The following is a 26,763-nucleotide window of genomic DNA, read 5'->3' as shown; positions in this document are numbered from 1 at the left end:
TTTTTTTTAGTTTCTGAGTATTTCCTTATATAAAGAGAGATAACGCTTCCCTACTTTTTCACTGTCAAAACAAGTTACAACCTTAGTTCTAGCATACTCTGAAATCTCATTTTTACTATTATTATTAATAACCCAGTCAATCCCTCTACTAAGTTCTGTAATATCAAAAGCTGGCGCTAAATAACCATTTAGCTTATGCTCAATCATATCACTATTTCCTCCAATATTAAACCCAACAACAGGAGTACCACAAGCGAGGCTTTCCATTATCGCATTTGAAAGATTTTCTTGCACAGAAGGTACAACCATTACATCCACACAACTATATAGTGTAACTAGACTTACATCGTCATGAATATGACCCAAATAATGCGTTTTAAACCCCAGGTTCTGGGAATCTTTTGGTTTACTACTACCAAAAACTATTAACTCTACATCATTATGTTTGATTTCAGCCAGGGCTTCCTTTAACAAAACATAACCTTTCCGTGGATCGCTTGTCGCTCCCATTGCGCCAAACAAAACAAGCTTTTTATCTTTTGGGAGCCTCCATAGGTCTCGTGCTTGGCTTTTATCAAAAGGCCTGTAAAGGTTAGTATTAATTGGATTAGGCAAATTATAATGTTTCTTCCCTTTAAGTAAAAAGCTGTTTTTAGAACAATCATTTAACCAACTACTTAAACCAACTATCGTTAAACTATTTACCCTATTGTAAGTTCTATTCTTTCTCTTCCAGACTCTTGAACTTAAATCACTTGCATGCCTGCTATGTAGCACCTTACATTCACCACAGCCAACTTGGTATCTATTACAATCTTCATTATAATGACAACCGCCTGTAAATGCCCACATATCGTGCAATGACCAAACAATAGGTGCTTTAATTTTTTTAAAGTCTTCTATACGTATCATTCCTCCACATATCCAATGAAGATGAACTATATCTGGATTTATCTCATTTATTATTTTAAAAAGATTTCTTTTTCCAATACAGGAGTTTGAAAATGTTGTTTTGGATTTGTTTTTATAAAATTTTACTGGCAATTGTTCTATACTCGGGCGAACAGCATCAAGCAATTTTGAGCTCTTTGTATTAGAACTCAATACAGTATAATCCGTAGTTCTTTTATTAATTACTAGCATCTGAGAATCAACACCCTCTCCTAAAAGAGATTGATGCAACCTATAAGCTGCTCTTGCCGCTCCTCCTTCAATATCAGATAAATTAACAATAAGTACTTTCAATTGACTAATCCTTTTAATTTCTTACTATAGACATCAAGGCGTTTGTAGACATCATCCTTATCAATCTCAAACCTCTTCTCTACATCCTTAATAATATTCGCATCAATATCATCTGATTGTAAGTTCAAATATCTATCAGCATAAAAACTATTGCAATCAATATCGTTTATGAATCCAGAAATCTTACCTTTATAAGGTTCTGTATAATCCAACACGAAGTTTTTCCCACTAACGATAGTCTGTAAAACCACTGAATGAAATCTCATACCTATATTTATATCAGCTTGTTGATATACCTCCATCGTTTCTGATAAGGTTAAAGTAGGATTTTGTACATTTATATTATCAAGTTTTAAATCAAAAGCGATCTTATTTAAAAAAACCCTATCATCAGTGCCCTTATGAAAATAATGCATAGGTAAAAGCTTAATCTCCTTAGTTGCATACTTCCTAGCTATTTGTTCTAAAAAAACAGTCAATTCACGATCAATATCTTTTTGAATTTTTGTATTGCTATAAGAAACAGGAAACTCTCTTAAATTAAAACAGATATAATCGCTTTCTCTTTTACTATTTAACTCATTAAATCTTAAAGCACACTCTACTGCAGGATCATAACTATAATCAACATCAAAAGTTGAGTGATTGAACTCCAAAATAATCTCTTTTAAATTGGTTACAGATTTACTATCCCTTAATATTACAATATCTGAATATGTCACTATATTAATAACAGATTTTTTAAATTCTTTATTAAATAATGGACCTATACCACATCCCAATAGAGCTGTTTTTTTTCCAAGTTTCTTTGCTTTCTTAAAAGCATACTCAACCAAATAAAGCTCCCTAACATCCATCAAAGGACCTCCTCCCATTGCGATCAAATCACTTTTCTTGATTGCATTAACAAGTTCCTTTGGTTTTGTTGAATTAAAGATATTTATTTTTATATCCTTTTGAGTTAAATTCTTGTAGAAGTCATAATCTTCATTTAAAGTTCGATCACTAAAATAAGGATACAAACTTCCAAGAGAAATTTCCAAACTCTCATAAACGTTATTACATATAGATATAATACCAGCTAGGATAGCACGATCTCCAATTGTTTCTGTTCCATACCATCCTATGATCGTTATTCTCATAATAATCTTGCTTTAATTTTATACAAGTTCATTGCCAATTTATTACCATATATCTCGGTGAATGTATCTGACAAAAAGGTCAAAATACTAGACAATTTAACCTTCCCATTATAATCATGTATACATGAATCACAGTTGTCAGAAATTATCTCCTGCCTATGTTTTATATTATCAGGATTAAAAAAAATATCCTCACCCTTCTTATGCCTCAACCCTCCAATATTTTTACTTGCAACAGCACAATAGTACAAATCTCCTCTAGCATCCATAGTTATGCCTTCATCTTTCCAAATACAACCTAATAGTCTCTTTGGATTTTGTTCACTTAACCATTTCATTATCGCATAATATTTGAAGCGCTTTCCTAATTCCTTGGTTTGTGTAAGCTGATAAATAAAAAACTCTAAGGCACTTTGTTTTAATGGACTATAAATAACCGAGTATTGATTACGCAACTTGTCACTCTCAATTCTTTTGTTATCAATCCCGAGTCTATATTTTATATTATAATTCTTCTTTTTGCAATATTCATCTAACTGAATTAGATAATTAACATTTTGCTTAACTATCGTGCAACCGAGATCATAGCTGTCACAATATTTACCAATATTACTTATTAATTTATCAATGGTTGCTGTTGTTCGTTTAAAAACATCTTTTCCTCTCACTGTATTATGAATTTCGGTATAACCATCTAACGAAAATGCAACGTGAAAATTAACCCCTTTCTTTTTACAAGCTCCATAAATAGATTCTATTTTATCAAGAACAATATCTGTTCTAAAACCATTTGAGATGATGTTTAATGACTTTATTTTTGGCAATTCTAGGATCGCTTCTGCATAATCAACAAGGTTTAACAAGAGTGTTGGTTCACCGCCATTAATCCCGACAGCTTCGACTTTTTTGAATATATCATCTTGAAGAAAAATTCTGAATTCATTAATAGAGGCTTCATGAGCACTTCCCATTTTCCAGATATTACACATGACACATCTACTATTACATTTATATGTAATAGGTAGCTGAATAACTTTTGGGTACTTCCTTTTACCTCCTTTAATCCCCCTTAATGAAGAGGACATAATAAAGCGTGCAAGGCTAATTAATAATAGTAGCTTTTTATTACCCTTTATGATTGTAATAAATTTCCTCATTTTTTCACCATTTAAGTAACATTAAGGCTTTCGATTTCATAATAGCCATTCTTTTAGTTTCTTTAAAAAAGAAATCATAAAAATAAAAGGCACATGCATAAGCAGTTAAACTTGCAATAGCCGCACCAATAATACCGTAATTTTTAATAAGCAAGATATTAAGCAGCACATTTACTACTACAGCTAAAATATTTCTATATAAATTAATCATTGTTCTATTCTCATTTATTAGCCATCGACCACTACCAACTCCTAGAAAAACAAATACTCCTGAAAAGAAATGTATTGAAAGAACTGCTGAAGCTAAAATATATTCCTCTCCATAAAGGTTGAGTATTAACCAATCTGAGATGAAAAAGATACTTATCCCGGCTAAATAAGATATAATAACCAAAAATGAAAACAAGTTTTGCAATCTCTGATAATATAATTTTTCCGATTCATTTTTCGCATTAATAATTGCAGGGAATAGAGAGTTGCAAATTATAACCCCAACGCTAAACCATATTTCACTAAATTTCACTGCCACTGAGTAATACCCAACTTTACTTGCTCCAACCATTTCTTTCAACATGACCTGATCAATTTTCATGTATATTGAATTCATCACACCAGCAATTATCAAAGGTGCAGAATCCTTTAACATTTTTTTTGCAAGTAAATTATCATACTTCCATTCTCGAATTAATAACTTGTGTTTCCAATAAAAATAAATATATCCCAATGCTAGTATTATACTATCAAATAATATCGCAATACCAAATGTAATGAGTGGTGCTTCATTAAGAATAAGAGCTACTTTCACAAGAGAAGATAGTAAAAGGGATATTATGTTGGCATATACAACAAATTTGCTTAGTACTTTAGAACGAAAATAAAAATCAATAACATTGAAGCTTTGAAAAATACTTGCACATGCTATTGTAAAAACCAATAAATTTATATCGTTATCATTAGATATTATTAAAATAGATGTAATTATTAAAACTAACACACTCATTGCTCCAATTAGTCTAAGACGAAAAGCAGTTCCAATAAGTATATCTCTCTTACTATCATCTCTAACAAGTTCCCTTACAACTATACTATCCAAACCTAATGTTGCTATTGCAGCATATATGCTCACGAAGCTTTGTGAGTAACTAAGTATCCCATACTCTTCTGGTCCCAAATACCTAGCAACCCAGACCCCAACTATAAGGCCAATACTCATTCGTAGAATTTTTTCTACAAATAGCCATGAGGTATTGTTAAAGTATTTTGCAAATCCTTTAGATTTTGCAATACTTCTAAAATTGTTTAGCATTTTTAATACTTGTTACGAATATAACACTCCACAGAAATCTAAAACCACCTTTTCTTCTTGTAATTTTAACCCGATAAACTCATTATGTGCAACTAAAAAAGCAATTATATCAGCTTTATCGACTGCTTCTTTGTAATTAGTTAATTTAAATACTTGATGCTCTTCAATATTCGGTTCAACGAAAAATATTTCCTCATTATTTGCACTTTGCAGCACCTTTTGTGCAATGTATTTAGCTGGTGATTCACGTAAATCATCAATATTTGGCTTAAAAGCCAAACCCATAACGGCTACAGACGGTTTACGCCCCTGCTTTAACTCGAACTCTAATTTAGCCGTTTGAATTTTCTCTGCTACCCAAAAGGACTTGTAATTATTTGTTTCACGTGCCTTACCAATCATTTGTGCTTCACGAGGATAATCGGACACAATAAAATATGGATCAACTGCAATACAATGCCCGCCAACACCACAACCTGGTTGCAAGATATTAACACGTGGATGCTTATTAGCCAACTCTATTAATTCCCAGACATTAATATCCGCTTTATCACAGATTAAAGACAATTCATTTGCAAAAGCTATTTGAGAATCGCGACTCGCATTTTCCGTCAATTTACACATCTCGGCTGTACGAGCATTGGTAGGGTGCAATTGCCCCTTAACAAACAAAGTGTAAAAATCGATGGCCTTTTGAGTTGAAGTGTCATCAACACCACCGATTACACGATCATTCTCAACCAGTTCATACATCACGTTACCTGGCAGAACTCTTTCCGGGCAATATGCCAATGATATTTTACCCTTTAACTCTGGACGTTCTAGGTATATCAGCTGTTCCATCTTCTCTGTAGTCCCTACTGGTGAAGTTGATTCAATGATATATAAATCACCTTCCTTCAATAGCGGAATAACATTTTTAGTAGCCGCTTCCACAAAAGATATATCAGGCTCATGATTCCCTTTAAAAGGTGTTGGAACGACAATAAGGTATACATCTGCAGCCTTGACATCTATAGATGCTTTTAAATAACCTTCTTGTACAGCTTTAGAGACATAGCTTTCTAATTCAGGCTCAACAATATGAATTTTGCCCTGATTGATCGTCTCTACCACTTTGGGATTAACATCCATACCATTTACTCTGATCCCATTTGATGCCACTAAGGCACTTGTAGGCAAACCAATATAGCCAAGCCCAACCGTTGTTACTGTTATATTTTTAGTCATCGTTATGAGATATTAATTATTCATTAAAAATTCAACAATTCGTTGAGAAGCTTTCCCATCTCCATAAGGATTGTGCAATTCGCTCATTTGACAATACCTTTCCTCATTCACAATCAAATCAGTCGCCTCATTAACGATTTTGTTTTTATCAGTACCTACTAGTATTACGGTTCCAGCTTCAACAGCTTCAGGACGCTCTGTCGTATCACGCATAACCAATACCGGTTTTCCAAGACTAGGCGCTTCTTCTTGTACACCACCACTATCAGTTACAATCAAGTAGGCTTTATCCATCAACCAAATAAAAGCCTCATAAGGCAGTGGAGCAATCAAATGAATATTGGCATTATCACCTAAAATTGAGTAGACGGGCTTTTGTACGTTAGGATTTAAATGAACCGGATAAATAACCTGTACGTCGTCTCGCTGAGCAAGCTTATTTAAAGCATCACATATATTTAGAAAGCCCTGTCCATGATTCTCTCTTCGATGACCAGTAACAACAACTAACTTCTTATCAGGATTAATTAATTGTTTTAGTTTATCAATATCCTCATTACCTTCAACTTTATTTACAATTTCAACACTCTCAAAAAGTGCATCAATTACTGTATTACCAGTTACTACAATTGAGTTAGCATCAGTATTTTCTGACAATAGATTATTCTGTGATTTTGTTGTAGGTGCAAAATGATAGTCAGCGATACGCCCGGTCAACTGTCGGTTTAACTCCTCGGGAAAGGGTGCCAGTTTATTATAGGTTCTGAGACCTGCTTCAACATGTCCGACCTTCGCACCACTATAAAATGCTGCTAATGCTGCAGCACTCGAAGTAGTCGTATCACCATGAACCAAAACCACGTCAGGATTAAACTCATCCAAAACTGGTTTCATTCCATTAATGATATCCCCAGTTAAAGAGTATAGATTCTGGTTTGGTTTCATTAGGTCCAAGTCATAATCAGGTTTAATATCAAAGAAACTTAATACCTGATCCAGCATCTCCCGATGTTGTGCGGTTACACAAACTTTTGTTTCAAATTCTTTACATTTTTTCTTGAATTCTTTTACAACCGGCGCCATCTTGATCGCTTCCGGTCTTGTTCCGAATACAATAAGTACTTTTTTCATATATTTACCTGAGTCATTTTGCTTAGAAACTTCGTTTCAAGTTATCCCAAACTAATCGGCCAAAAATCAATCCGAGCCCAACAAATCCACCTAAAAACACACTCACAACCAAAATTATCTTTTTCTTTGGCGCACTCTTTTCAATGGGCACCTTAGCTGGTTCTAAAATGGTAAAAGCAGGTGTTTGTTCATTCACGGCAATCTTGGCCTGCTCTAACTGTTGAGCCAAACCTTTAAACACGGTCGAAGACATTTCGTATTCATCACTTAAACGTTGAAACTCCAGGTTCACTCGTTCTGATACCATGTTACGGTGTTGGTCCTTGTATTCATACAATGCTCTTTGAGCCTGTTCGTATGCATCCTTCTTTTTATTATACTGGTCTTGTATAAACTCTAAATGTTCACGAGCTTGCTTTGTCTTATATCGTATTACATAATTTTGAAGCAGCTCCACAGCTTTATGAACCAATTGAGCTACTAAAACTGGTTCAACCACTTCCGCAGAAACTGAAATTAGGCCTGTTTTATTGTCTACCTCGATTTTAATTACCTCTTCAACAGCAGCCATTGCTCTTAATTCTTCTTCACTCAAATTAAGCACACCATAGTCAGGAAGCTCCTTCTCTTCAATTTCTGAAGCAGACAAAGCATTTTTTATGGTCCATGGCAAGCGAATGGTGTATTTGATTACTTTACTACCAAACGACTCAACGGTATCTGCTAATGCATATTCATACAAGGAAATTGGCTCCGTATATTCTGCGAAATGAAACTTCTGATGCACCATTTCTTTTTTAAAGGAGTAGGAATTTACTACCTGCGGATAGATTACAGTAGGGATACCTGATGATTGCCCCATCATAGCACCTAAGTTAATACCTGCTATGCCAGCTAAAGCGCCCAAATTTCCCATTCCCCCTTTTTTTTCTTTTGATGGAATCAAAGTACAGTAGGCCTGGTATTTTACCGGGCTGGTAAAAGTAATAACCAATCCAATAAAAACAGCTAGGCCAACCGAGTAGTAAATGGTTTTACGGCCATTCCAAATGGTTTTAACAAGAGCGATGAGATCGATTTCATCGCCTTTGATTATTTGCAATTCTTTTCGTTCGTTATTTTGGGTCATTTAATTAGATTCAAGATTAAAGACATAAGATTAAAGACGAATTACATTCTATCAGCAATCGTTACAATTGTCAACGATAGAGACGCCAAAGCACTGGCCATAGCAATCCAGGCCGTTGCTGGTATAGGATCTCTATCTGGCTTTTGTGGCACCACAATTTCAGAACCTGGCATGACCTTCGGGTAGTTTCGAAAGAACAGAAAGCTCTTCGTAGAAGCAGCTGCTCCATTGGGATAAATCACGTATGCTTTTCCTTTTTTAGCGCGTAAATCAAACCCACCACCAGAACGAATGTAATGCTTCATCCCTTTACCTTCTATGTATGAAGCTGATAATGGATTTAGTACCCCTCCACTGATCTTAACCGTTTGTAATTCACGAGGTATCACCAGTTCATCACCATTTTGAAGGAATATATCATCCTTTGCACCAGGGTTATTTAATATTTTTTCAAGATCGATACTCACCACCTCGAAGCCTAAATCATCAAATACCAATGAGGTATCAGATGCAGCTAATTGTTCACGAAGGCGCTTCACCTTTTGGGAAACTTCCACTTTACGCGTTAGCATGGCACCCTTTGAATAAGCATTAGGAGATAGTCCTCCTGCACGCATTATAATGGTTGAAACACGCTCCTTCTTAGATGTCAAACTGAATTGCCCGGCATAATTCACTTCACCCTTGACATTCACCACCGATTTTCTTTCGTAACCCGGCGACTGTCGAACAAACACCTGATCATATGGACTCAAAATAAACTTAGCATCCTCACCATTCATTTTCAACTCGCGCGATATGGTAAACTGGTAGACATGCGCAATTTTATCACCCGCCTTATGTGCTTCATCATATGACAAACGACGAGAAATTTCTATAAAGGCTTCAGAAGCTGATTCTTTAAAGCCACCTGACTTAAATACTAAATCAGATAAAGTCATGTCTTCATTGTAGTCAAACTCACCAGGATATTGTACTTCACCGAAAATTTCAACGGTTCTAATTTCTCGCAAATCATCAATAGAAGAAATGGTCACCATATCTTCCCGCTGCAATTCTATATCCGTTTCGCCACGAAGCACTTCTCCGACATTGAAGGTGATATTCTGCAGTGTCAAATCATCCATTAAACGTGTGACCAAACCTCTATTTAGGAATACATCTTCACGCACGCCATCTGCATTATCAATCAATTGTTTTAATGTCAAGCCTTCGCTTAACTCATAATTTCCTGGTCGATAAACAGCGCCTTCAATGCTTACCTTGTTTTCATAACGTTCCAATACAGAACCGGCAAACACACTGTCGCCACTTTGTATAACAATCTTTTCATAATTATCGGCCAGTACATCTTTAAATGCCCGATGACGTGAGGTAGTACGATATAGCTCCACACGATACGTATAGGCATCCTCGGTAAATCCACCAGCATACTCTACCAAATCGCTTATCTTTTCCTCGCCTTTGGCTTCGAAAATGCCATTGCGTTTAAATTCTCCACCTACTTTTACGCGTTTCTCATAGGTTGGTACCAATATTACATCGCCATCACTCAAGGGCACGTTGATATCACTTTTACCCCGAATTAAAAACTCATACACATCTAATGTGGCCAGCAATTCACCATTGCGAATCACCTGAATATTACGAAACGAACCGTCCTTGTTAGGACCCCCAGAAAGGTATAAAGCGTTAAAAGCCGTTGCAGTTCCGGGCAATGTATAGGTTCCGGGCAGGAACACTTCGCCGATGACATTCACTTTTATGGACTTCACCGTACCAACATTGATACTGGCGAAAGTACGTGGATTCGATGATTTTAAATCGCTATAAATAGATGTTAACTTGCTAAAAATGCGTTTTTGGGCTGCCTCTTGCGTTAAACCGCCAAGCTGAACGGGACCAACATTTGGAATATTAATAGAACCATTTTTATCAATTGGTAAATTGTAGTTTTGTTGTGAGACGCCCCATACATCAATTAATATTTCATCACCTGGGCCAAGCACATAAGATGGAGGAACCGGCAAGTTTATATTGGGTTCAAAAGTGAGATTTTCGTTGTTAAAGAAGGAGAATCCAAAAATACGTTGGTCAGCAACAGCCGAATCAACCGGCTTTTTAATGGACTCGGTCATACCAGAATCACTGGTCATACCTGACGCTCCGACACTTCCGGCTCCCGTTCCGCCTGTTAACTTCACTTCATTGATACGTTGACGCAGCTTGGCAATTTGATCCTGACTCATGCCTCGTGCCTGAGCCAATGCAATGACCTGCTGTTCAGACAAGCCTCGTTTTTTCATTTCCTGAATCATTCGAATCACCTGTGCATCTGTCATATCATCCACATTCATCGATCTGACATCAACTGAATTGGGATCAATGCTTTGTGCCTGAATACTCGAAGCACTCAATATTATCAATAAAGAAAAAATAAAACAACGTAAGTTCATTCGTTTATCCTCAAATTATTGAACTCTTAGAGCTCAAAGGTTAATTTTAAATACGCTATCGCTTCCTCACTCCCACCAAATCCTAAGATTCACCAGTAGCAGAAAGCTTAATTAGCTGATAACAAACAGCCTGCAAAAAACGTCTTTCAGTGATAAAAAAGACGGCGCGAAGTTATGGATAAATACCCATAATACGCTAATCAATACAATGGTTTTTCAACATAATAATATCTGAGATAAATCATCAATGATGATACTCAATCAACTACTCTTTGAAAAAACGCTTTTGAAAGAATAATATTATAAATATACCAATGGTAATTGATGAATCGGCGATATTAAATACGGGGCGAAAAAAGATAAAAGGATTACCACCTACATAGGGAAACCACTCAGGGTAGCGACCTTCTATCAGAGGAAAATACAACATATCCACCACTTTGCCATGCAGAAACGAAGAGTAGCCACCGGCCTCGGGTATAAAGCTGGCAATCTGTCCATAGCTATGATCGAAAATCACACCATAAAAAGCACTATCGATGATATTGCCGAGTGCACCAGCCAAAACCAGTCCCACACAATAAATCAATCCATTGGGCGCACCTTTCCTGCTTAGGTTAACCATGTACCAACCAATTCCAATAACTGCCACAATACGAAAGATGCTTAAAAACGCCTTTCCAAATTTACCAGCCAACTGCATGCCAAAGGCCATACCATTGTTTTCAACAAAATGAATGATAAACCAATCGCCGAGAACCGGTATCTCGTCGCCTAACATCATGTGTGTTTTAATGTAGAACTTACTTACCTGATCAACCAGCAGGATTAAGAATATGATAAGAAATGACTTTTTTAGTACAGACATAGTTGCGGTGTTATATAATTGTGATTGTACCTACGTATTAAGCAGCTACAAGTTTCGAAATAAACATTAAATAGTGTTATCCGATTAAACGCACAAATGACCAATGGATATAAGCTCTCCATTGGCCACTGTTTTTTTTTGTTCTTTAATAATTTCAGGCTCGAAAACAGTCTATTTTTGCCCTTGCTTTGCCTCAACACTCAATGTAGCATGAGGAACCGCTTGTAAACGTTCTTTCGGAATTAATTTTCCGCTTACGCGACAAACACCATAGGTTTTGTTTTCGATGCGCACCAAAGCTGCCGAAAGATGCTGAATGAACTTTTGCTGACGCTGGGCTAATTTACCAGCCTCTTCTTTTGACAACACAGCTGCCCCTTCTTCCAACACTTTAAATGTTGGTGAGGTATCCTGCGTATCATTACCATCCTGGTGAGTGATGGTATTTCTAAGCAATTCGTAATCTTTCTTGGCCTTATTGAGTTTCTTCAGGATAATCTCTTTGAATTCCTGAAGCTCTTCATCTGAGTAACGGGTTTTTTCAGCCATAATGACTAATTTTAGTTATCAAACAGTCCACTTATGCCTTTTCTACAGACATACTTGTGGTTATTTCATCATCAATCTCAACGGTTGTTACACCATCATTATTGCATTGTTCTACTAATTTAACTTCAACAGCCAGTGTTTGTGCCCCGATGTAATCGGCGTGCTTCTCAACTGCAGTATTGATTGCATCGTGTTTCTGTATCTGTAAACGAATCTTATCGGTTACATCGAATCCAGAATCTTTTCGTAGGTTTTGGATGCGATTAACAAACTCACGGGCAATACCCTCTTCTCTCAATTTATCGGTCACATTAATATCCAAGGCTACGGTTATCTTACCTTCATTGGCAACCAACCAACCCGGAATATCTTCTGACATAATTTCAACATCTTCTAAAGTAAGAACGATGGATTGCCCGTTGACATCCAATTTATATTGTTCTTCTTTTTCGAAGATAGCAATTTCTTCCTGACCCATGGCATTTATTGCCCCCGAAATTGCTTTCATATTCTTACCATGCTTAGGACCAAGGGTTTTGAAATTTGGCTTTATCTTCTTCACCAATACCCCTGCATCTTCTTTCAGGTATTCCATCCCTTTCACATTCACCTCAGTCAGCACTAAATCTTTAATAGCTTCCAACTGATGCTCAAAAGCTTCATCCAAAATTGGAATCATAATCTTATTCAATGGCTGACGCACTTTTAAGTTTACCTTGCGACGCAAACTAAGCACCATGGATGAGATGGACTGAGCATATTCCATACGCTCTTCCAAATCCTTATCAATCATCTTCTCATCAAACGACGGGAACTCGGCCAGGTGAACTGACACATCAGAATAGTTACCTGACATCTTATTCAAATCGGCAAATAGCTGATCGGTAAAGAATGGTGCAATAGGAGCTGACAATAAAGCCACCTTCTCCAAACATGCATATAGTGTTTGGTATGCCGCTAACTTATCTTCATTCATTTCACCACCCCAAAAACGCTTGCGATTCAAACGCACATACCAATTACTCAGGTTCTCCATCACAAATTCCTGAATAGCTCGTCCTGCACGCGTTGGTTCGTAGGCCTCATAAGCTTCAGTCACTTCCTTCACTAATGAATTCAACAATGACATTACCCAACGGTCAATTTCAGGTCGCTTCTCAACTGGCACAATTGCCTCTTTACCATTAAAACCATCTACATTGGCATATAAAGCAAAGAAGGAATAGGTATTATATAAGGTGCCAAAAAACTTACGCTTCACTTCATCAACCCCGGCAACATCAAACTTCAGGTTATCCCATGGTTGTGCATTCGTAATCATATACCAACGCAATGGATCAGAACCATATTTTTCAATCACCTCAAATGGATCAACACCATTGCCCAGGCGCTTCGACATCTTATTACCTTTTTTATCTAAGACCAAACCGTTAGAAATAATATTCTTAAAGGCAACAGTATCAAATAACATGGTGGCAATAGCATGTAATGTAAAGAACCAACCACGCGTTTGATCAACACCTTCGGCAATAAAATCGGCCGGATATACCTGGTCGAAACCTTCTTTATTTTCAAATGGATAATGCATTTGAGCATAAGGCATAGCTCCTGAATCGAACCACACGTCAATCAAATCCGATTCGCGCTGCATTGGTTGCCCACTTTCTGACACCAATACAATTCCGTCGACATGATGACGGTGTAAATCAATTTTATCGTAATTCTCTTTTGAGTTATCGCCAACCTGAAAACCTTCGAATGGATTCTTGTCCATTACTCCAGCCTCAACAGCTTTATTAATTTCGTCCATCAACTCCTCTACAGAGCCAATGCATTTTTCTTCCGTTCCATCTTCAGTTTTCCAAATTGGAAGCGGCGTTCCCCAATAGCGCGAACGACTCAGGTTCCAATCTACCAAATTCTCTAACCATTTTCCAAAACGTCCCGTTCCGGTTGAGCTCGGCTTCCAATTAATGGTCTTATTTAGCTCTATCATGCGATCGCGCACCGCGGTCGTTTTAATAAACCAACTATCTAATGGATAGTATAAGATTGGCTTATCCGTACGCCAGCAATGCGGATAGTTGTGAACATGTTTCTCAACTTTAAATGCTTTATTCTCCTTCTTGAGCATGACTGCCAAATCCACATCGAGTGTAGGTGCATCATCTGCTAAAGAAGTATCGTAAGCATTTTTTACAAAACGACCTGCATACTCGCCATAGGTTTCTTTGTTAACAAAATTTGCAACAAAATCGTCGTCTAAATCCTCAATTTTGAAGAACTTACCGGTTTTATCAACCATTGGCTGACGCTTACCTTCTTTATCAACTAAAATAAGCGGTGCTATACCTGCTACCTTAGCCACCCGATCATCGTCGGCACCAAAAGTAGGTGCAATGTGCACAATACCTGTACCATCTTCAGTTGTGACGTAATCACCTAATATCACCCGGAAAGCATCTCCATCGGGCTTAACCCATGGCATTAATTGCTCATAACGAACACCTTCCAAATCTGTCCCTTTGTATTCAGCAACTACTTTAAAAGGTATTTTTTTATCGCCTGCCTGATACGCATCAAAATCCAGATCGGCATTCTTTGGGTTGAAATAGTTATTGACCAAAGACTTGGCAACAATGACAGAAACAGGTACTCCGGTATATGGATTAAATGACTTTACTTTAAGGTATTCAATCTTTGGACCGACAGCCAGAGCTGTATTTGACGGCAGTGTCCATGGAGTGGTCGTCCAGGCTAAGAAGCTTAGTTCTTCATCGTTATCAAATAACTTTTCCGAAGCTTCATTTTTAACAATTTTAAATTGAGCAGTACAGGTAGTATCTTTCACATCGCGATAACAACCCGGCTGATTTAATTCATGTGTACTTAAACCTGTTCCGGCAGCCGGAGAGTATGGCTGAATAGTATAGCCCTTGTAAAGCATATCCTTCTTATACAACTCCTTCAATAACCACCACAGCGTTTCCATATATCTGTTGTCGTAGGTTACATATGGATCATCCATATCAACCCAATACCCCATTTTATGGGTTAGATCTTCCCATAAATCGGTGTATTTCATCACATCCTTACGACATGCTTCATTGTATTCCTCTACGGTAATGCTTTTACCAATGTCTTCTTTGGTTATTCCAAGGGCCTTCTCAACGCCCAGCTCAACTGGCAATCCGTGGGTATCCCAACCAGCTTTGCGCTTAACATGAAAACCCTGCTGCGTTTTAAAACGGCAAAAAATATCTTTAATGGTACGCGCCATCACGTGGTGAATCCCAGGTATACCATTAGCCGATGGTGGTCCTTCGTAGAACACAAACGTTGGTTTACCCTCTCTCGTAGTGATACTCTTCTCAAATGCTCCGTTTTCTTCCCAGGTATTTAACACATCTTTGTTAACCTGCGACAAGTTCAAACCTTTATATTCCGGAAATTTTGCGCTCATTAATTCTATATTTTTACCCTTAATTTTAAAAAGTCTACAAATATAGATGTTGTGTAGTGAAAAACAAATGATTCTAAACACTTAAACACTTCTACAAAACAATTCTGCCTACTTTCTTTTAATCACTATAAATAAGCATTTCATTAAACAATTACGGAAATCAATCTTCATTTACTTTGATAAAATAGTTACTTTTGCGCCATCAATAACATTGTACAAACTATTAATTACACATCACTTATGAAAAGAATTCTATTTTCATTGATTGCCGCTATGGCATTTGGGACCGTTGCAAAAGCTCAAAACCTACAAGTTCATTACGATTTAGGTAAAGAACGTAAAATGATTACCACCACATTAGAAATGTTTAAGCCAGACAAATATGGTAGTACTTTCTTCTTTGTTGATTTCGACTATAGTAACGAAGATAATCGTGGTACAGAGAACGGTATTTCTTTAGGATACATGGAAATTGCAAGAAGCTTTAAGTGGAAAGAAACTCAAAAGTTTGAACCACGCGTGGAGTTCAACAGTGGTGGTGCCTGGTTTGGCCCTATCAACAATGCATGGTTAGTTGGTGGACAGTATACTTTCAATACTGCTGATTTTTCTAAAATCCTTACGCTGCAAGCCAACTTAAAGCACATTAAAGATGGCACAATCAATGACGATTTCTCTCAGGAAAATCTTGTTGGCTTTCAATTAACTGCTGTTTGGGCCTTACAATTTATGGAAGGTAAACTTTCTTGTCTTGGTTTTGCAGATTTCTGGAGAGAAGACACTTTCTTTGGTGATAAGAAATACAGATTCCTAACTGAACCTCAGTTGTGGTACAACTTCAACTCTAACTTCTCATTTGGTGGCGAAATTGAAATGAGTAACAACTTTGTTGAAGATGGCTTTCAGGTTAACCCAACCTTAGCTGCTAAATGGACATTCTAATTAATCCAAGACTATTATGTTAGAAAAATTCTTCAAATTATCAGAAAATAAAACCACTGTTAAAACGGAAGTAATCGCTGGTATTACCACGTTTATGACAATGGCTTACATCCTGGCTGTTAACCCGGATATTCTTTCGGCTACAGGCATGGATAAGGGTGCACTTTTTACAGCTACAGCTATTTCGGCCGCTATTGGTACATTGGTAATGGCTCTTTGGGCTAAACTACCATTTGCATTAGCGCCAGGAATGGGATTAAATGCTTTCTTCGCATTTGGTGTGTGTATTGGAATGGGCATGTCGTGGCAATTTGCTCTAACAGCTGTATTCCTTGAAGGTATCTTATTTATTCTAATGACGGCCTTTAATATCCGTGAGTTAATTATCAATGCTATTCCTTCGAGCATCAAGAATGCCATCTCAGTTGGTATCGGTTTATTTATTGCCTTTATTGGTATGAAAAACGCCGGTATTATCGTAGCCAACGATGCTACTTTCGTTCATTTAGGTGATATGAAATCGGCTGGCGTTCTTTTAGCACTAGGAGGCATCATGATTACAGGTGTTCTTTTAGCCTTAAAAGTTAAAGGTGCATTATTAATAGGTATGGTATTAACTACCATTGTTGGATTACCATTAGGTGTAACACAATTACCTCATTTTGATTTCTCTGTTCCTTCAATTTCTTCAATTGCATGGAAATTTGACTGGAGCTGGGTAAATTCTGCAGAGGGTATCTTTACAATGATTACTGTATTATTCACATTCTTATTTGTGGATATGTTTGATACAGTAGGAACACTTATCGGCGTATCAACTAAAGCGAAGATGATTGGCAAAGATGGTCGTATTCCAAACGTAAAGCAGGCGCTTATGGCTGACTCGATTGGTACAACTGTAGGTGCTGCCTTAGGAACTTCAACCGTTACAACCTATGTTGAATCAGCAGCTGGTGTTGCCGAAGGTGGACGTACAGGTCTGACTGCATTAACAACTGCCGGATTATTTATCTTAGCATTATTCTTATCACCATTATTCTTAATGATACCTGCAGCAGCAACAGCTCCTGCCCTTGTATTGGTAGGTGTTATGATGATGACGCCGATTCAGAATCTTGATTTAGAAGATTTCACTGAATCTATCCCTGCTTTCTTCACATTAATTATGATGCCATTAACGTTCTCAATTGCAGAAGGTATCGTATTTGGTATTTTATCGTATGTGGTTTTAAAATTACTTTCGGGCAAACACAAAGACATATCAATCATTGCTTATGTATTGGCAGTCTTATTTGCACTGAAGTTTGTATTTATGTAGAATATCACTTTCTATATTTCAAGAGGCCTTTCGGAAGATTGGCCTCTTTTTATTTTACATCGCGCAAAATAATTTGTCCTATTAATATGTCTTGTTCCTTATAGAGCTGAGCCTCTTTATACATCCAGGGCGTCCATTGCTCCTTATCCGGAAATGTAAAACCACAAGCACTTAGCATTTTTAACGAAGGAGTGTTACTTGCTTCAACTGCCACAATTAACACTTCAAAACCTTCTTTCCTGCAAAACAGAATGCGTGCCTTCACGAGTTTTGAGGCCAGTTTCCTACGTCGATACAAAGGCAATACAATTGTTCCATTTAATATGCAGTAATGATATTTATATTCCTGAAACCGGCCCAGCATCACTTTGCCCGATGCCATCACTTTACCGCTTTTACTCAATGCTGAAAACTCACGCTGTGGCAGGCTAATATGATTAAATGACACTTCACTCTTCACTGATTTTACCATTACTTTTTTATTGGCTATACCTGATAATTTATAGTAATAATAAAGCGCCTGACTGGTCATCTTCTTTAACAATCCAATATTCTTCATGCTCTAAAAATATATCAATAATTAATCAATAGCTATATTTGTAACAAACCAATTGATGATGCTGACACAACCAACATTACTTCTCGATAAAGCCAAATGCCTGGCCAACATTGAGCGCATGGCCACAAAAGCTAAAAATGCCAATGTATTATTCCGACCACATTTTAAAACACACCAATCGGCCGAAGTTGGTTCGTGGTTCAGAGACTATGAAGTAGAATGCATCACGGTTTCTTCAGTTAAAATGGCTGTTTATTTTGCTAACAATGGATGGACAGATATTACGATTGCCTTTCCTGCTAACATACTAGAGTGGTCAACTATTAATAAGCTGGCAGGAAGAATCAATCTCAATATTGTTGTTGAATCGATAGAAACAATACAAGCACTGGAAAAGCAACTTAGCAACCCGGTGGGGATCTACATCAAAACAGATACCGGCTACGGGCGAACAGGTGTAAATGCGGAAAATTATGAGACCATGCAAATGCTTCTAAGCAAATTAAAAACTTGCAAAAACCTTATATTCATTGGCTTCTTATGCCATGCAGGCCATACTTACAACACTATTAGCAATGATGAAGTTGGCCAAATAATGGAATCATCCCGACAACAACTATTGGCATTAAAAACCTTTATGGCCAATGACTTCCCTTTGATTCAACTATCATATGGCGACACGCCATCGTGCTCACAATTCGATAATTTTGAAGGCTTCGATGAAATACGCCCGGGCAATTTTGCCTTTTATGATAATATGCAAGCACACCTGGGTTCGTGTCATCTAAATGACATTGCTGTTGCTATGGCTTGCCCGGTAGTAGCTAAACATGCAGAACGACTGGAAATCATCATTCATGGTGGTGCCGTGCACTTTTCAAAGGACCAGATATCTATTAATGGAAAGCCGCAATTTGGTACGGTCATTAAACTCGACGGCTTAAACTGGGATACTAATCACAAAATCGGACACATCGCTAAGTTATCGCAGGAACACGGCATTATTAAAGTACCGACTGACCAGTTCGAACAAATTAACATTGGTGATATGCTCGCGATACTGCCTGTTCACTCGTGCCTAACATCTAACTTAATGGGCGAATACTTAACGACAGAAGGCAAACGAATCAGTATGCTTTAAGCATCACCATTATCAGGTCTGGATAAAAGACGCCCAATCAGAAATGCCATGATAATAACCAGGTAAAACTGTCCGCAAAGCGTTATTAATAAAGCCAGTGATTTAGCCACGGGAGTAACCGGCAACAAATCGCCATAACCCAATGTGGTCATCGAAACGAAAGTATAGTAAAACGAGTCATACACATGACTGATAGAATTATCGACAGCAAAATTAAAAGCACCGGGAAGCTCACGAGAAATCATACTGACCAATACTCCAAAACCGACACCAATAAGAAGATATCCATTTATTGCCTCGATAATAACCAATGAGTTAATATCCTCTTTGCGCGCCACCTTTCCTATAAAACGAAATACCCGCAACAAAAAAAACACCACTAACCACAAAGATGACAGATAATGTATCAATTGCAAGTTAGCAATATCAGTCATCCATATGGCAACAATAGCCACCAGTACTTGCAACATCACTTTGGGCTTACCATCTTCACTAGTGGCATACGATGAAACAACAACGATTAATGTGATGAAGATTTCAAATAATCGAAATTTAATAAACGTGGTCAGAATGGGTAATGCAAATATGGTGAAGCACAAAATGATTAACAAGCCCCAATTACTCATTAACTGTTTGAAATTCTGCTTAATGTCCATATGCTTGACGAGTCCCATAATTATCTGTATTGACGGTTTGTATTACAAATCTAAATTAATCTCTTATAAATCGGAACTCTTTTTGTTTCTTCACGTTCAATAGCTCAAAATTGAATAACTCAAATCATTATATGAAACGATTTTTACCAATACTTATTGGCCTGTTTTTACTATCTGCATGTGCCAGTAAACGCAACTATAATAAAGCACAAAAGTTCGATAATGCCGGTTTATACGCTGATGCCGCTGCGCTTTATTACAAATCACTGAAAGCCAACAAAAATAACATTGATGCCAAGCTGGGTCTTCAACGTACCGGACAATTAGTACTGGAAGATAAAGTAGATGCTTTTCAGAAGCAATATAATAATGGTACGGCCAAAGATGCCGTGTACGCATACAGAGAAGCCGAGAGTTATTACAATCAACTATCTGTCCTTGGTGTAAAACTCATCTTGTCAGAAGAGCAAAAGGAATACTATCTGGAGGTAAAGGATAAATATCTTGACATCCTTTACCAGCAAGGTATGAAAGCACTCACATTAGAGGAATTTCCCAGTGCAGAAGCCCAATTCAATGAAATCATCAGCATCGATAAGAACTTTAAAGATGTACAAACACAATGGCTTACTGCCAGGTACGAACCTGTGTATCGCCATGGTAACCGATTGATGCAAACCGAATCTTTCAGAAGTGCTTACAACGATTTCAATGTGATTAACACAGCCACCAAAGGCTACAAAGAGAGCATCGAATTACAATCACAATGTCTGGATGAAGCCAAGGTTACCATTGCCATTCTGCCTTTTACCTACAAGTACCGTAACTATCGCAACTACACTTCAGTAATGAAGGATCGGGTTGTGAATGAGTTATCTCAAATCAAATCACCTTTTTATCAACTCATTAGTGACGAAGCAATAACTTCCATCCCCAACTGGTCAAAGACTAAAGATTTAAGCGCTGCGATAAAGATTGCCAAGCAAGAAGGCCCATATTTTGAAGCGAAAACCATTTTTACAGCTCGCATTGATAAATACACCAGAAAACAAGGTCAGATTTATAAAAAGGAGAAAAAAGGCTACATCAAACAAACCATAGAAGTTACTAACCCAGAAACAAAACTTAAAGAGCAAAAGGTAAAATACACCAAAGTGCGCTATTATGAATACGAACAAGAAAACAGTATTGAAATAGCTTTAAGCTATGGTTTAGATCGTATTGATAAAGATGAACTGGCTTTTACCGATAATTTTCAGGGCAGCAAAAAAGATAAAATACACTATGCCACCTTTGACGGCAGCTACAAACAATTGATTGCCGGCACCTGGAAATACATCGATAAGGAGTCATCTGAAGATCAGGTGTACGATACAGAAGCTTCAAGCAAACAATTACATGCTTTATTCAAGAATGATAAAGAGATACAATCACTTTCAAGCCTTGAAAATAATCTATTAAAAGAATGCGCACAGCACGTTGCTAAAAACGTGACCGAATACAAACCTGAAAACTAAACCCAATGAAGGCTCTAACAATTATATGCCTGGCAACATTAGTGCTTTTTGCCTGCTCTTCGAAAAAGAAGGAAGCTGAATTACTGGAACTTTCAAAACCAGCCTGGTTAAAAGATCGACCTGTTTCGTCAATTTACTTTTATGGAATTGGCATCACGCCTAAAGTTGGTGGAGTTATTTATTACGAAGACAAAGGCAAAGAAAAAGCGCTGGCTGACCTGTCGAAACAAATAAGCACCAAAATCAAAAGCGAGCAAAGCCTTTATCGCATGGAAGATAACAAAGGCGTTTATGAATATATCCAGAGTCGTGTAAAGGCTACTTCCAATGAGTTTTTAGAGGGTTATGAGTTTGTTGATAAATGGGAAGATCAGAGTTATTACTACGCCTATTATCGATTATCGAAAAGTGAGTTTTATGCCCTTAAAGCTAAGCGCAAACAAGAAGCCTTACAGTTATCATTACTTAAATACAAACAAGCACAAGAAGCTCGCAATAATTATGATTTCATTCTGGCACTGGAGCAGTATGCTGCAGCTATTGATGCCATTAGCGGGTATTTAAACGAGCAAACATCTATTGAAACTGAGAATGGCACCATTGATCTATTTGAAGTCAACAAAGATGCTCTGAACGATTTGATTAGTGAATTACAGTTGGAATATAATACTAGCACATTAACGGCGACAGCTCAAGAGAAACTTGCTGAGTCGAGTGCCATTGTTTCTGTTTATTGTTACAAGCATCCGGCAAAAATGATACCGGTAAGATTTAATTATAGCGGCGGTTTTTTAGTATCAGACAAATTCAAAAGCAATAGCAATGGAAAGGTACAAAGTCCGGAATTTTCAATGAGCAGCAAGCCTGAGGAAACACTAAACGTTTCAGTTGATTTAAAAGCATTAGGCCGCCAAATCACCAAAAACCTTATTGTTCGCCAATTAATAGAGAAACAAGAGCCAGCTAATACAATCTTAACGATAAAGCAAGGTTAGGCTAAAGAGGCCTTTCTCGTTTTTAAGCTGGTCAAACATAATTTCAGTAGGAAAAGATTAATCATGACAGGCGCATGTAAACAATTAGTTTCCAAACGCCTGTCATATTTATTGGAGTTTTGTTGTAAATATTATCAACCTGTCAAAAACCACCTCTCCTTTTGAATAGATGCATTTCATCTAATAAAACTGCACAAAAAAAGCAGGAATCATCACATGGATAATTCCCGCTTTATTTTCTATCCTAAGTTGAGTTCGATTTGAATTTAAAAACTCAGGTCATTAGCTTATTTACATACTGTAATGCAAGCCTCCAGTTGGACCAAGTGGCAAACCTGTTAGCAGCCAAATAGCCAATAGAATCATCCATGATACCAAAAACACCATTGAATAAGGCAACATGGTGGATACAATGGTACCAATTCCCGCTTTCTCATCATACTTCTGGAAATACACGATGATAAGTGCAAAGAAGCTCATCATCGGCGAAATAATATTGGTAGCACTATCGCCTATTCGATAAACAACCTGCGTTAATTCAGGCGAATAACCAAGCATCATAAACATGGGTACAAAAATAGGTGCCAGCAGGGCCCATTTGGCCGAAGCACTTCCCATCACCAGATTGATTAAACCACAGAATAAGGCAAACATTAACATCAATGGAATCACAGAAAGGTTCAATTCATTAATGGCATTTGCACCATTTACGGCCATGACTAAGCCCAGGTTACTCCAGTTAAAATAAGCAACAAACTGAGCCGCGAAAAACACCAGCACCAGATAAGGTCCCAATGATTTAGCGGCCTCCCCCATAGCGCCCATTATATCTTTGTCGGTTTTAAAAGTACCGGTTATCTTTCCATACACAATGCCGCATGTTCCGGCCCAAAGGAACAGTACTGCTACAACTCCTTTTAATAGCGGCGAAGTTAGCAATTGACCATCAGCTCCACGTAAAAAACCATCAGCAGGTATTAGGCCCCAGGCCATGATGGATAAAAACACCATAGAAACAATGCCAACCCAACGTAAGCCTTTCTTCTCGGTATGGGATAATTCGTCCAATCGTGTTTCTTCTTCAGATACTTCTCCTTTATACTCACCAAAGCGCGGTGCTATAATTTTCTCGGTTACCCAGGTACCCACGAGGGCCACCATAAAAGTAGACACTACCATAAAATAATAGTTACTTACCGGGTTAACGGTGTAGCTTTTATCTACAATATGTGCAGCTTCTTCGGTTAATCCGGCTAATAACGGGTCGATGGTTCCAATAATCAGATTGGCACTGAACCCCCCGGAAACACCGGCAAAAGCCGCAGCCATTCCTACAATTGGATGACGCTTTGCCACCAGAAAGATGACACCGCCCAATGGTACTAATAAAACATATCCAACACTTGAAGCAACATTAGAAATGACACCTGCCAGAATGATTACAAAGGTGAGTAAGCCTTTAGGAGCTGCTAAAACCAATTTACGTATGAGCGCACCAATTAAATCAGACTTCTCGGCCAGACCAATACCCAACATGGCCACCACAACAATGCCCATGGGAGCAAAATTGGTGAAATTCTTTACCATACCGGTAAGAATCTGATTTAGGCCCTCGACAGATAAAAGATTAATTACCTCAATGGTTTCGCCTGTGGTTGGATGTGTTGCTGTTGAACCAATCCAGGCAAATAAACCTGAAAAAAGCAGAACAATAACAGCAAAAATACCAAATAACAAAGCCGGGTGTGGCAGTACATTACCAACACGTTCAACCCCATTCAGGAATATATCAACAAATGATTTTTTCTTTTTTACAGCAGTACTCATACAGTGAAAGTTTTACTATTAGGAGATGCCAAAAATATAAAAAAAGAAGAGTGGGCTCGAATAAATAGGACAGGATATAAGTGTTTTACAACATAGACTATACCTGACATCAACAATAGCTTTTAGCTTACGGGAAACTCAGAAGCTCCAATTAAGCAGGTACTAATGATGATAATGCTAGAGTAAACACGATAAACTTAACGCTCTGATAAAACTGTTGACCTAAATTCCTGCCCCGCTAAACCAACTTTTGAAATGTGTTACTTTTTCGCGGCTCACAACCACTTCGCGATCAAACGCTTGCTCAAATTGAATTTTTAAGCGACTATTGGAGTGCACCAACACATCCTGAATATGATTGATATTAACAATAAAAGAGCGACTAATGCGATAAAAAGTGGATGGATTTAACATCTCCTCCAACTCTTCAAGTTTATAGTCAATGATGTATCGATTACCTTTTGCAGTTAAAATGAACGCATTACGTCCTTCGGCATAAAAAAGTACAATTTTATCGGAAGTCACTGATTTAATACGCTCGCCCAGCTTCACCATAAAACGTTCTTTATATGTTTTTCGGTAGTGCAATAGCGCTTCGTTTAATTCCTCCAGTTTAATTCGTTGACTGGCCGACGATAAATTTTCACGCAAGCTTTCCAGCTTTTCCATAGCACGAAACAAATCATCATAATCAAGCGGCTTTAATAAGTAGTCAATACTATTCACCTTAAAGGCCTGAATAGCATATTCATTATAGGCTGTAGTAAAGATTACCGGAAGGTTTAATTGTGTTTTATTAAATATCTCAAAGCTTAAGCCGTCAGATAAGTGGATATCCATAAACACTAAATCAACGGAGTTAAGTGGATTTGATAGCCAATCGACACTGGCTGCAATGGAATCCAACTCACCAACCACTTCAATGCTGCTATCGTAGCGCGTTAAGAGGTGTTTCAGATTCTCAACAGCTGGCTTTTCGTCTTCAATAATTAATACTCTCATGCGGTTTAAATTATTATTCTTCCTCTATTTCAAATAAAGGAATATTGATGTGTAATTGTTGATTATGATGGGTGATTACGAGCTGTTTATTTTCACTAAAGAACGAATAGGCTCTGTTTATAAAATTAAGATTCCATTCGCTATTACCATTTAAACCAATTTTTGGATTATGCTTGCAAACAAACATTAACTCTGCTTCTTTTATTTCAAGCATTATATTAATTGGCTGAAAATCATTCACAATAGAGCGCTCAACCAGCTCCTGAATTAAAGCAGATATGGTGCAAGGTATTATTTGTCTGCTTAACCATTCATCGGGTAAGTCTGACTTTAAGCAGATGGCATTTTTATACTTAACATTTAACACATGGAGCAGAGATGAACTCAGCGCCAACTCCTGCTTCAAATCGACCAACTCAACATGTCGGTTATCAAGGTTATAACGATAAATTCGTGAGAGGTGATTAATAAACTGCTCGGCTAATCGAGGTTGCGCATGCACAATGGATATCAGATTCTCAAGACCATCATAAAGCAACTGTGGATTAATCTGCATCTTAAACTTCTCCAAATCGGTTTCCAGGCCCTTTCGCAAATCTTTTTCCTGCTTGTAATGGATTTGTTTGTGAACGGCTAAGAATGAAGTGCTCACATGAATTATTGCATACAATATGGCTACGACCCCATAAACGCCATTAAAAACTATCAGCTCGGTATTAAAATCGCTTATAATTAATACAAACCGAAAATAGATACTTACTAAAAAACTTGTAACAATAAAGGATACAAGTAAACTTAGCAACGGAATAAGTACAATCCTCAGAGAATGATTAGGTCCTTTATCGCTCACCTCTTCCGATTCTGTCGTCAGCATTTTTTCAATGAGCGGATATCTTTTATCAATACCATTTAATACGGCACGCAAACTCTCAAGCAATACAAAGGCCAGAAAGACAGTTACCACTACTTCCTGACTAAAGAAATTAGCACTGAACTGGTTGAGGGTATCAAACACCAACAATATTAGTATATAGCCGACTGCTCCAATGGGGAAAGGAAGAATAAACCTTAACCACTTTTGTTGCTTACTTGTTGTGAATGCTTTCATATTATCAACTAAATACATCAGG

Annotated in this window: 21 protein-coding genes; 5 read left to right on the top strand and 16 right to left on the bottom strand. The window is 37.5% G+C overall.

The genetic code is table 11. From position 1 onward, the window contains the following. Positions 1-6 precede the first annotated feature (6 nt). The 11 genes from JIV24_RS11755 to ileS form a co-directional block, all read right to left on the bottom strand. A complete protein-coding gene (locus JIV24_RS11755; RefSeq protein ID WP_200465238.1) occupies positions 7-1,245 on the bottom strand; it encodes a glycosyltransferase family 4 protein in 1,239 nt (412 codons plus the stop codon). After that, positions 1,242-2,387 carry a polysaccharide pyruvyl transferase family protein gene (locus JIV24_RS11750; RefSeq protein WP_200465237.1) on the bottom strand — a complete coding sequence of 382 codons (1,146 nt, stop codon included), beginning with the start codon at positions 2,385-2,387 and terminating at the stop codon, positions 1,242-1,244. Before JIV24_RS11750 ends, JIV24_RS11755 begins: the two co-directional genes overlap by 4 nt. Further along, on the bottom strand, positions 2,384-3,544 hold the full coding sequence (locus JIV24_RS11745) for a radical SAM protein (protein ID WP_200465236.1): 1,161 nt from the start codon (positions 3,542-3,544) through the stop codon (positions 2,384-2,386). Before JIV24_RS11745 ends, JIV24_RS11750 begins: the two co-directional genes overlap by 4 nt. A gap of 4 nt (positions 3,545-3,548) precedes the next feature. After that, positions 3,549-4,850: a flippase gene (locus tag JIV24_RS11740; RefSeq protein ID WP_200465235.1), complete on the bottom strand. Its 1,302-nt coding sequence runs from the start codon at positions 4,848-4,850 to the stop codon at positions 3,549-3,551. A gap of 12 nt (positions 4,851-4,862) precedes the next feature. Further along, positions 4,863-6,080, bottom strand: coding sequence for a UDP-N-acetyl-D-mannosamine dehydrogenase (gene wecC / locus JIV24_RS11735; RefSeq protein ID WP_200465234.1), 1,218 nt, complete (start codon positions 6,078-6,080; stop codon positions 4,863-4,865). A gap of 12 nt (positions 6,081-6,092) precedes the next feature. Next, positions 6,093-7,211, bottom strand: coding sequence for a non-hydrolyzing UDP-N-acetylglucosamine 2-epimerase (wecB, locus tag JIV24_RS11730; RefSeq protein WP_200465233.1), 1,119 nt, complete (start codon positions 7,209-7,211; stop codon positions 6,093-6,095). A gap of 22 nt (positions 7,212-7,233) precedes the next feature. Further along, the gene (locus JIV24_RS11725; RefSeq protein WP_200465232.1) at positions 7,234-8,340 is read right to left on the bottom strand and encodes a Wzz/FepE/Etk N-terminal domain-containing protein; all 1,107 of its coding nucleotides are present in this window, start codon (positions 8,338-8,340) and stop codon (positions 7,234-7,236) included. Positions 8,341-8,381: 41 nt separating this feature from the next. Continuing rightward, positions 8,382-10,796, bottom strand: coding sequence for an SLBB domain-containing protein (locus tag JIV24_RS11720; protein WP_200465231.1), 2,415 nt, complete (start codon positions 10,794-10,796; stop codon positions 8,382-8,384). Between the two features lie 265 nt (positions 10,797-11,061). Further along, positions 11,062-11,664, bottom strand: coding sequence for a lipoprotein signal peptidase (locus tag JIV24_RS11715; protein WP_200465230.1), 603 nt, complete (start codon positions 11,662-11,664; stop codon positions 11,062-11,064). Positions 11,665-11,835: 171 nt separating this feature from the next. Next, positions 11,836-12,213, bottom strand: coding sequence for a TraR/DksA family transcriptional regulator (locus tag JIV24_RS11710; protein WP_200465229.1), 378 nt, complete (start codon positions 12,211-12,213; stop codon positions 11,836-11,838). A 31-nt stretch (positions 12,214-12,244) separates the two neighbouring features. Next, positions 12,245-15,676, bottom strand: coding sequence for an isoleucine--tRNA ligase (ileS, locus tag JIV24_RS11705; protein ID WP_200465228.1), 3,432 nt, complete (start codon positions 15,674-15,676; stop codon positions 12,245-12,247). Positions 15,677-15,916: 240 nt separating this feature from the next. Here ileS and JIV24_RS11700 point away from each other — a divergent pair, with 240 nt between their 5' ends. Then, the gene (locus JIV24_RS11700; RefSeq protein ID WP_200465227.1) at positions 15,917-16,618 is read left to right on the top strand and encodes a DUF5020 family protein; all 702 of its coding nucleotides are present in this window, start codon (positions 15,917-15,919) and stop codon (positions 16,616-16,618) included. Positions 16,619-16,634: 16 nt separating this feature from the next. After that, a complete protein-coding gene (locus JIV24_RS11695; RefSeq protein WP_200465226.1) occupies positions 16,635-17,936 on the top strand; it encodes an NCS2 family permease in 1,302 nt (433 codons plus the stop codon). Positions 17,937-17,985: 49 nt separating this feature from the next. On the opposite strand, the gene JIV24_RS11690 is transcribed toward JIV24_RS11695, so the two are convergent. Then, entirely contained in the window at positions 17,986-18,495 is a 510-nt protein-coding gene (locus tag JIV24_RS11690; RefSeq protein WP_200465225.1) for a GNAT family N-acetyltransferase, read from the bottom strand. Positions 18,496-18,550: 55 nt separating this feature from the next. Here JIV24_RS11690 and JIV24_RS11685 point away from each other — a divergent pair, with 55 nt between their 5' ends. Then, positions 18,551-19,636, top strand: a complete 1,086-nt coding sequence (locus JIV24_RS11685) for an alanine racemase (RefSeq protein ID WP_200465224.1) — start codon at positions 18,551-18,553, stop codon at positions 19,634-19,636. Here JIV24_RS11685 and JIV24_RS11680 read toward each other — a convergent pair. Beyond that, the gene (locus tag JIV24_RS11680) at positions 19,633-20,310 is read right to left on the bottom strand and encodes a potassium channel family protein (RefSeq protein ID WP_200465223.1); all 678 of its coding nucleotides are present in this window, start codon (positions 20,308-20,310) and stop codon (positions 19,633-19,635) included. The genes JIV24_RS11685 and JIV24_RS11680 overlap by 4 nt on opposite strands. Before the next feature lie 113 nt (positions 20,311-20,423). Between JIV24_RS11680 and JIV24_RS11675 the strand changes: the two genes are divergently transcribed. Further along, positions 20,424-21,809 (top strand): hypothetical protein, encoded by a 1,386-nt coding sequence (locus tag JIV24_RS11675; RefSeq protein WP_200465222.1) that lies wholly within the window; start codon positions 20,424-20,426, stop codon positions 21,807-21,809. Between the two features lie 5 nt (positions 21,810-21,814). After that, positions 21,815-22,804: an LPP20 family lipoprotein gene (locus JIV24_RS11670; protein ID WP_200465221.1), complete on the top strand. Its 990-nt coding sequence runs from the start codon at positions 21,815-21,817 to the stop codon at positions 22,802-22,804. A gap of 291 nt (positions 22,805-23,095) precedes the next feature. Here the strand turns inward: JIV24_RS11670 and JIV24_RS11665 are convergent, their stop codons facing one another. The 3 genes from JIV24_RS11665 to JIV24_RS11655 form a co-directional block, all read right to left on the bottom strand. Further along, positions 23,096-24,631, bottom strand: coding sequence for an AbgT family transporter (locus JIV24_RS11665; RefSeq protein ID WP_200465220.1), 1,536 nt, complete (start codon positions 24,629-24,631; stop codon positions 23,096-23,098). Between the two features lie 222 nt (positions 24,632-24,853). Beyond that, a complete protein-coding gene (locus JIV24_RS11660) occupies positions 24,854-25,633 on the bottom strand; it encodes a LytR/AlgR family response regulator transcription factor (RefSeq protein ID WP_200465219.1) in 780 nt (259 codons plus the stop codon). A 13-nt stretch (positions 25,634-25,646) separates the two neighbouring features. Continuing rightward, entirely contained in the window at positions 25,647-26,741 is a 1,095-nt protein-coding gene (locus JIV24_RS11655; RefSeq protein WP_200465218.1) for a histidine kinase, read from the bottom strand. Positions 26,742-26,763 lie beyond the last annotated feature (22 nt).

This window comes from Carboxylicivirga marina, assembly GCF_016612505.1.
GTDB lineage: Bacteria > Bacteroidota > Bacteroidia > Bacteroidales > Marinilabiliaceae > Carboxylicivirga > Carboxylicivirga marina.
This window is presented reverse-complemented; position numbering and strand designations above follow the sequence as displayed.

Bases quoted from the DNA above. Each gene is read 5' to 3' on its own strand.
- JIV24_RS11740 (WP_200465235.1), bottom strand. From the start codon at position 4,850: ATGCTAAACAATTTTAGAAGTATTGCAAAATCTAAAGGATTTGCAAAA.
- JIV24_RS11745 (WP_200465236.1), bottom strand. From the start codon at position 3,544: ATGAGGAAATTTATTACAATCATAAAGGGTAATAAAAAGCTACTATTA.
- JIV24_RS11675 (WP_200465222.1), top strand. From the start codon at position 20,424: ATGAAACGATTTTTACCAATACTTATTGGCCTGTTTTTACTATCTGCA.
- JIV24_RS11715 (WP_200465230.1), bottom strand. From the start codon at position 11,664: ATGTCTGTACTAAAAAAGTCATTTCTTATCATATTCTTAATCCTGCTG.
- JIV24_RS11665 (WP_200465220.1), bottom strand. From the start codon at position 24,631: ATGAGTACTGCTGTAAAAAAGAAAAAATCATTTGTTGATATATTCCTG.
- JIV24_RS11750 (WP_200465237.1), bottom strand. From the start codon at position 2,387: ATGAGAATAACGATCATAGGATGGTATGGAACAGAAACAATTGGAGAT.
- JIV24_RS11685 (WP_200465224.1), top strand. From the start codon at position 18,551: ATGATGCTGACACAACCAACATTACTTCTCGATAAAGCCAAATGCCTG.
- wecB (WP_200465233.1), bottom strand. From the start codon at position 7,211: ATGAAAAAAGTACTTATTGTATTCGGAACAAGACCGGAAGCGATCAAG.
- JIV24_RS11690 (WP_200465225.1), bottom strand. From the start codon at position 18,495: ATGAAGAATATTGGATTGTTAAAGAAGATGACCAGTCAGGCGCTTTAT.
- JIV24_RS11725 (WP_200465232.1), bottom strand. From the start codon at position 8,340: ATGACCCAAAATAACGAACGAAAAGAATTGCAAATAATCAAAGGCGAT.
- JIV24_RS11700 (WP_200465227.1), top strand. From the start codon at position 15,917: ATGAAAAGAATTCTATTTTCATTGATTGCCGCTATGGCATTTGGGACC.
- ileS (WP_200465228.1), bottom strand. From the start codon at position 15,676: ATGAGCGCAAAATTTCCGGAATATAAAGGTTTGAACTTGTCGCAGGTT.
- wecC (WP_200465234.1), bottom strand. From the start codon at position 6,080: ATGACTAAAAATATAACAGTAACAACGGTTGGGCTTGGCTATATTGGT.
- JIV24_RS11660 (WP_200465219.1), bottom strand. From the start codon at position 25,633: ATGAGAGTATTAATTATTGAAGACGAAAAGCCAGCTGTTGAGAATCTG.
- JIV24_RS11710 (WP_200465229.1), bottom strand. From the start codon at position 12,213: ATGGCTGAAAAAACCCGTTACTCAGATGAAGAGCTTCAGGAATTCAAA.
- JIV24_RS11695 (WP_200465226.1), top strand. From the start codon at position 16,635: ATGTTAGAAAAATTCTTCAAATTATCAGAAAATAAAACCACTGTTAAA.
- JIV24_RS11720 (WP_200465231.1), bottom strand. From the start codon at position 10,796: ATGAACTTACGTTGTTTTATTTTTTCTTTATTGATAATATTGAGTGCT.
- JIV24_RS11655 (WP_200465218.1), bottom strand. From the start codon at position 26,741: ATGAAAGCATTCACAACAAGTAAGCAACAAAAGTGGTTAAGGTTTATT.
- JIV24_RS11680 (WP_200465223.1), bottom strand. From the start codon at position 20,310: ATGGGACTCGTCAAGCATATGGACATTAAGCAGAATTTCAAACAGTTA.
- JIV24_RS11670 (WP_200465221.1), top strand. From the start codon at position 21,815: ATGAAGGCTCTAACAATTATATGCCTGGCAACATTAGTGCTTTTTGCC.